Origin of the sequence: Roseibium sp. Sym1, from assembly GCF_027359675.1 — a bacterium.
Lineage (GTDB): Bacteria > Pseudomonadota > Alphaproteobacteria > Rhizobiales > Stappiaceae > Roseibium.
In genome coordinates this window covers 153646-160136 of sequence record NZ_CP114788.1, presented here as the reverse complement: position 1 = coordinate 160136, position 6491 = coordinate 153646, and the positions used below count along the sequence as shown (strand labels likewise).

At 57.8% G+C, this 6491-nt stretch carries 7 protein-coding genes; all 7 read left to right on the top strand.

Annotated elements, in window-relative coordinates; translation table 11 throughout:
* The first annotated feature begins 255 nt into the window (after positions 1–255).
* Genes trbB through trbL form a run of 7 tightly spaced genes read left to right on the top strand, consistent with a single transcriptional unit; the run spans position 256 to position 6483 of the window.
* Positions 256–1260 (top strand): P-type conjugative transfer ATPase TrbB, encoded by a 1005-nt coding sequence (gene trbB / locus O6760_RS32325; protein WP_075284019.1) that lies wholly within the window; start codon positions 256–258, stop codon positions 1258–1260.
* Positions 1250–1609, top strand: coding sequence for a TrbC/VirB2 family protein (locus O6760_RS32320; protein WP_075284018.1), 360 nt, complete (start codon positions 1250–1252; stop codon positions 1607–1609). Before trbB ends, O6760_RS32320 begins: the two co-directional genes overlap by 11 nt.
* Positions 1602–1898: a conjugal transfer protein TrbD gene (locus tag O6760_RS32315; RefSeq protein WP_075284017.1), complete on the top strand. Its 297-nt coding sequence runs from the start codon at positions 1602–1604 to the stop codon at positions 1896–1898. The genes O6760_RS32320 and O6760_RS32315 overlap by 8 nt, the downstream gene beginning before the upstream one ends.
* A gap of 2 nt (positions 1899–1900) precedes the next feature.
* Entirely contained in the window at positions 1901–4348 is a 2448-nt protein-coding gene (locus O6760_RS32310) for a conjugal transfer protein TrbE (protein WP_269586470.1), read from the top strand.
* Complete coding sequence (gene trbJ, locus O6760_RS32305; protein ID WP_075284015.1) at positions 4326–5117, top strand: P-type conjugative transfer protein TrbJ; 792 nt, start codon at positions 4326–4328, stop codon at positions 5115–5117. The genes O6760_RS32310 and trbJ overlap by 23 nt, the downstream gene beginning before the upstream one ends.
* A gap of 2 nt (positions 5118–5119) precedes the next feature.
* Positions 5120–5326 (top strand): DUF2749 domain-containing protein, encoded by a 207-nt coding sequence (locus tag O6760_RS32300; RefSeq protein WP_075284014.1) that lies wholly within the window; start codon positions 5120–5122, stop codon positions 5324–5326.
* The gene (gene trbL, locus O6760_RS32295; protein WP_209171677.1) at positions 5326–6483 is read left to right on the top strand and encodes a P-type conjugative transfer protein TrbL; all 1158 of its coding nucleotides are present in this window, start codon (positions 5326–5328) and stop codon (positions 6481–6483) included. The genes O6760_RS32300 and trbL overlap by 1 nt, the downstream gene beginning before the upstream one ends.
* Positions 6484–6491: the final 8 nt, after the last annotated feature.

The window sequence follows — 6491 nt, the reverse complement described above, 5'->3', positions numbered from 1 at the left end:
AACTCTCCTTAGGTGTGGAAAACTTTTTCTCAACCTTGCGATGACACTTCGTTCCGTGTTGGGTTGCGCCCTCTCGCAAGGTAATCAACCACTGATTGCTGTAGTCGTATCTTATTGATCTCAAATATAAAAGGACACTCCGAATGACCTCCGGAGAGCCTGGGCATACCCTCATGCCCGGTCCGATAAATGCTGTCTCGGCGAGGCCGCACGATCCCCTGAACATCTCAGCTTTCACCGGTAGGGGAGGGGACATTGAGGAACGGTGAAAGCCGTCGCAGGCTTATCGCCGGGCTGGGAGACTCGCTGGGGTCTACGATCCTGTCGGCGCTGTCGGACGACACTGTCGTTGAGATCATGCTCAACCCGGACGGACAGTTGTTCATCGAACGCGTCGGGAAGGGAATGGAGCCCTCCGGCGAGATGACGCCCCATGACGCCCAGATCATCATGGGCAAGGTCGCCCATGCGCTCGGCACGGAAATCACCTCTGACAAGCCGATCATTTCCGGCGAGCTGCCGATAGGCGGTCATCGTTTTGAGGGTCTTCTGCCACCGGTCGTTTCCAAGCCGTCCTTCACGATCCGCAAGAAGGCATCGCTGCTCATCCCGCTTTCCAGGTACGTCGAGGATGGCGTGATGACGGACGGCCAAGCCACCGTGATCCGTGATGCGGTTGCCGGCCGGAAAAACATTCTGGTTTCGGGCGGCACTGGCACCGGCAAAACGACCCTGACGAACGCGATCATTGGCGAAATGGTGTCCGTTGCTCCGGATCACCGCCTTGTCATTCTGGAAGACACAGCGGAAATCCAGTGTGCGGCCAGGAACGCCGTGATCCTGCACACGTCCGACACCGTGGACATGCAACGGCTCCTGAAATCGACCATGCGCTTGCGACCAGACCGGATCATTGTCGGCGAAGTGCGCGACGGTGCGGCTCTGACACTGCTCAAGGCATGGAACACGGGCCACCCGGGCGGCATCGCCACGGTTCACTCCGACAATGCCTTCACCGCACTGACGCGCCTTGAACAGTTGATCGCCGAAGTGTCTCAGCAGCCGATGCCCCAAGTCATAGCGGAAGCGGTTGACCTCATCGTCTCGATCGAGCGCTCCCCCGAACACGGGCGCATCGTTCGGGACATCGTGACTGTGTCCGGCTTTCGGGACGGCACCTATGACATCCGCTCAGCAGTTGCATCTCAGTTCCTCAACAAAAATTCCAACGACAGACAAGGGACTCTTCATGTCGCGTAATTTTGTATTTCTTCTCTTTCTCGCCGGTGCAGGACTGTACCTAATTGAACCAGCCTTCGCCTCCGGCGGCGGCTCGCTTCCCTGGGAAGGCCCGCTTCAGCAAATCCAGGCCTCCATCAACGGTCCTGTCGCTGGCGCCGTTGGCCTGATCGCGGTGGCGATCGCCGGCGCGATGCTGATCTTCGGCGGTGAACTCAACGACTTTGCCCGCCGCCTGGCCTACGTGGTTCTGGTTCTCGGGGTCCTGCTCGGCGCGTCCACTATCGTCGGCCTGTTTGGTTCCTCCGGTGCCTCCATCGGCATTGCTCCGGAAGGGAACGCGGCAACCGTGGACCCGGCTCGTGACTGACGCGCCGGGCCTCAACAGAGCGCGGATCCACCGCGCTCTTTCTCGCCCGACATTGCTGTTCGGGGCAGACCGCGAGCTGGTGCTCGTGACCGGTCTTGCCTCGGTCATTCTGATTTTCGTGATCCTGAAGCCCTATGCCGCCGTGCTCGGCATCGCGATCTGGATCGTGGTGGTTGGCGTGCTGCGGATGATGGCCAAGGCGGACCCTCTGATGCGCGCTGTCTATCTGCGGCACGTCAAATACCGCGCCTATTACCGGCCGACATCCACGCCCTGGCGGAAATACTGAACATGGTTGCCCTCAAAAAATTCCGGCACGTTGCGCCGTCCTTTTCCGACCTGCTCCCTTACGCGGCGCTGGTCGACAACGGCATTGTGCTCCTGAAGGACGGGGGCCTGATGGCCGGCTGGTATTTTGCCGGGCCGGACAGCGAGAGTTCGACCGCGTCTGAGCGGAACGAAGTTTCCAGACAGATCAACTCGGTTCTCGCCCGCCTCGGCAACGGCTGGATGATCCAGATGGAAGCGGTTCGCATTCCCTCAACCGGATATCCGGACAGGGAAAGCTCGCATTTTCCGGACCCCGTCACGGCTTTGATCGATGACGAGCGCCGCCAGCGGTTCGAAGCCGGGGAGGGGCATTTTGAGAGCCAGCACGCCATCATCCTGACCTACCGGCCGCCGGAGAAAAACAAGTCCAAACTGGTGAAATACATCTATTCGGACGACGCCAGCCGCAACACGTCTATTGCCTCCCGGACGCTTGAGCACTTCAAGACGACGATCCGGGAATTTGAGCAGTATATGGCGAATGTCGTCTCGATCCGGCGCATGGAAACCCATGAAGTGCCGGAAATAGAAGCGGGGAGGGCAGGGGAGAGGCGTGGCCGTTACGATGATCTCCTGCAGTTCGCACGCTTCGCGCTGATCGGAGAAAACCATCCGATCCGCTTGCCTGACATTGCGATGTATCTCGACTATCTGGTGACGGCGGAATTCCATCACGGTCTCAACCCCATCATCGACGGCACCTATGTCGGTGTCGTGGCGATCGACGGGTTCCCGGCCGAAAGCTGGCCGGGGATCCTCAACGCGCTCGATCTGATGCCGATCACCTATCGCTGGTCGAGCCGGTTCATATTTCTCGATCCGATCGAGGCGCGCTCGGTGTTGGAAAAGACACGCAAGAAGTGGCTGCAGAAGGTGCGGCCGCTGATGGACCAGCTCTTCAAGACCAATTCCGGATCGCTCGATCAAGACGCCATGGTGATGGTCGGGGAAACCGAGGACGCGATTGCCGAGGCGAACTCGCAACTCGTCGCCTTCGGCCACTACACGCCTGTCATTGTGCTCTTCGACACGAACCAGGCGCGGCTTCAGGAGAAGTGCGAGGCGGTGCGCCGGCTCGTGCAGAACGAAGGCTTTGGCGGCCGCATAGAAACCCTGAACACCACCGAGGCATTCCTGGGAAGTCTGCCGGGCGTTTCCTATGCCAACGTTCGCGAGCCGCTGGTGAGCACACGCAATCTCGCGGATCTGGCTCCGCTCAATTCCGTCTGGGCCGGATCGCCGGAAGCGCCATGCCCCTTTTACCCAGTTGGATCGCCGCCCCTCATGCAGGTGGCGTCCGGCTCCTCGCCGTTCCGGTTCAATCTCCATGTCGGGGATCTGGGGCATACGCTGATCTTCGGGCCGACAGGTTCGGGTAAATCGACGCTTCTGGCGCTGATCGCAGCTCAGTTCCGGCGCTATGAGAACGCCCAAGTGTTTGTCTTCGACAAGGGCAAGTCGATGTATCCGCTGACGCTTGCCGTCGGCGCGGATCACTATGACGTCGGCAGGTCGGACACCCTTTCCTTTGCACCGCTCTCATCACTCGAGGACGACACCGACAAGGCGTTCGCTGCCGAGTGGCTGGAAACCCTGATCGAAATGCAGGGCGTGAAGGTCCTGCCGGAGCACCGGAACGCCATCACCACGCAGATTAACCTGATGTCGAAGTCTCAGCGCCGGTCGCTCACCGATTTCGTGTCGGGCGTCCAGAACCGGGAGATCAAGGACGCGCTGCAATATTACACGGTGGACGGCCCGATGGGCTCGCTCCTCGACGCCGAAGAAGACGGCCTCTCGCTCTCCAGGTTCCAGACCTTCGAGATTGAGGAGCTGATGAATATGGGTGACCGGAACCTGATCCCGGTCCTGCTCTATCTGTTCCGCCGTATTGAGAAGCGCCTGATTGGGACACCAAGCCTGCTTATCCTGGACGAGGCCTGGCTGATGCTCGGTCATCCGGTGTTCCGCGACAAGATCCGGGAATGGCTGAAGGTTCTGCGCAAGGCCAATTGCGCGGTGGTCCTGGCAACGCAATCGATCTCGGATGCCGACAGATCCGGCATCATCGACGTTCTGAAAGAAAGCTGCCCGACAAAGGTTTGCCTGCCCAATGGCGAGGCGAGGATTTCCGGGACCCGCGCGTTTTACGAAAAGCTCGGCTTCAACGACCAACAAATTGAAATCATCGCCTCGGCGATCCCGAAGCGCGAGTACTACGTCACGTCTCCGGATGGGCGCCGGCTCTTCGACATGGCGCTCGGCCCGATCACGCTGTCCTTCGTTGGCGCGTCCGCGAAGGACGATCTCAAGCGCATCGAAGACCTTCACCTCCACCACGGCGACAAATGGCCCGCCGAATGGCTCAAGCAAAGAGGAATTGCCAATGCCGAACAGCTTCTTGGCTAGATCGCTCGCCAGCGTTCTTTGTGTGATCGGAATTGCAGGACCGGTCCAGGCTGGTGGCGCGGTCACCGGTGCGACCGAGTTCACCCAGATCCTCAACAACAGCGAGCTTATTGCCCTCGGCGGTCAGAACGCCGAGCAGATTGCCAATCAGGTGCAGCAAATCGGCAACCAGATCCAGATGATCGAAAACCAGATCTCCATCTACGAGAACATGCTGCAGAACACGCTCTCCCTGCCGATGCAGGTTTGGGGTGAGGTTGAACAGAACCTCGGTCAACTGCAGAGCCTGGTTCAGAAGGGTCAGGCCATGGCGTTCTCAATGGGCAACCTCGACGACACGCTGAAGCAGCGGTTCCAGAGCTACGCCGACTTCGCGAAGAACGGCCTGCCGGACGGACAGTCGTTTTCGGCCATGTACCAAGGCTGGTCCGATACCAATCGGGACACGATCTCCTCGACCTTGAAAGCGGCCGGATACACCTCAGACCAGTTCGCGACCGAAGAGGACACCATGCGCCAGCTCCGGCAGCATTCTCAGTCCGCCGAAGGCCAAAAGCAGGCCCTGCAAGTGGGTCATGAGATTGCAGCCCAGCAAGTCGAACAGATGCAGAAGCTTCGCGGTCTTGTCTCCCAGCAGATGACCATGATGGGCACCTGGTACCAGTCCGAGCAGACGAAGAGCGATCTCGCTCAGACGAAAAGGGAAAAATTCTTCAATTCCACACTTCCACCCATGACGGGCGGGCAAGAAATGAAAGTAGAGTTCTGAAAATGAACAAATCTTATATCTTCATAGTCGCTCTACTGATTTTGAGTGCTACAGCGATCGCGACCTTTATCTTTGTATTTCAAGGCAAATCTGAAACCAAGCAGGAGAAATACGAAAATAGGTCAACCGCCTTTGATCCCACCAAATACCCCATGACGGGTGGGCAAGAAATGAAACCTGATTTCGGCAATTCGAAAGGTGGGAACTGATGACCACCAAAAAACGGATTGTTCTGTTTACAGCCATTTTGAGCCTGTTTTTCGGATCAAGCATGGCACTGGCACAAGACGGCACAATATTGTCGACTGTCCAAAATCAGATACAAGCGGCGGCACAAGGATGGCAAACGACGATAGCCGATGCCGCTCGTTCGCTATTTTGGATCCTTGCTGGAATTGAATTTGGCATAGCGGCCGTCTGGCTGGCCGTTCAGGCCGCCTCTTTGGAAACCTGGGTCTCAGAGCTCATTCGCCGTGTCATGTTCGTCGGCTTTTTTGCCTTCGTGCTCACCAATGGGCCGAGTTTCGCTCAGGCGATTGTAGACAGTCTTTTTCAGATCGGTGCCGGAGGTGGATCTGCTTCACCTGCTAACATTTTCAACGCTGGGATTACCGTCGCCGGCATCATGTCCAACAATGTACAGTTCGGTCTATTGGCAGATAACGGCCTCGCGATTGCTTCGGTCATAGCAATGGTCGTGGTGGTCATCTGCTTTTCCCTTGTCGCTGCAATTTTCGTCGCAGTGATGGCCGAAATGTATATTGGAATACTGGCGGGCATTATCATGCTCGGCTTGGGAGGTTCCTCGCATACCAAAGATTTCGCTATCAGATACCTGGTCTATTCGTTCTCGGTCGGCATGAAGCTTATGGCTCTCGTGATGATCGCAAAAATTGGATCTGACACCCTTATCGGATTAGCACAAAACGTATCTCCAGATGACGAGTTCATTGCAGCTCTAACAATCGCCGGCATATCGGTCGTGATTTTCATGATCGCTATCTACGTCCCACAGATCATTCAGGGTGTCGTCCAAGGCGTTTCCGTCAGCAATGGTATGGAAGTCATTCGTCACGGAACACAGACCAGCACTTTCGCTGCCGGAACCGCTATCGGCAGCGCTCAAATGGCCGCCGGTGCGAAGGCAGCATACGAAACCGCCAGGAACGATGGATCTTCGAGAGGGCAAGCTGCGGCGCAGGCCGCTATGGCTCCCTTTGCAGCCCTTTCATCAGCTGCCGCAGACAAGCTCTCTGGCGCGCCTCATGCAGGAAACGCCTCGGCGCTAGGTCTCGCCAATCACAAACTGCGGCAATCCCTGCCGAACAAGCCAACTGGCGGCGGGTCTTCGCCCAAATCCTCCTGAGCAATAGG

What these genes read in the sequence shown, in the direction of transcription:
- O6760_RS32300 (WP_075284014.1), top strand. Translation starts at nt 5,120, where the DNA reads ATGAACAAATCTTATATCTTCATAGTCGCTCTACTGATTTTGAGTGCT.
- O6760_RS32320 (WP_075284018.1), top strand. Translation starts at nt 1,250, where the DNA reads ATGTCGCGTAATTTTGTATTTCTTCTCTTTCTCGCCGGTGCAGGACTG.
- trbL (WP_209171677.1), top strand. Translation starts at nt 5,326, where the DNA reads ATGACCACCAAAAAACGGATTGTTCTGTTTACAGCCATTTTGAGCCTG.
- trbJ (WP_075284015.1), top strand. Translation starts at nt 4,326, where the DNA reads ATGCCGAACAGCTTCTTGGCTAGATCGCTCGCCAGCGTTCTTTGTGTG.
- O6760_RS32310 (WP_269586470.1), top strand. Translation starts at nt 1,901, where the DNA reads ATGGTTGCCCTCAAAAAATTCCGGCACGTTGCGCCGTCCTTTTCCGAC.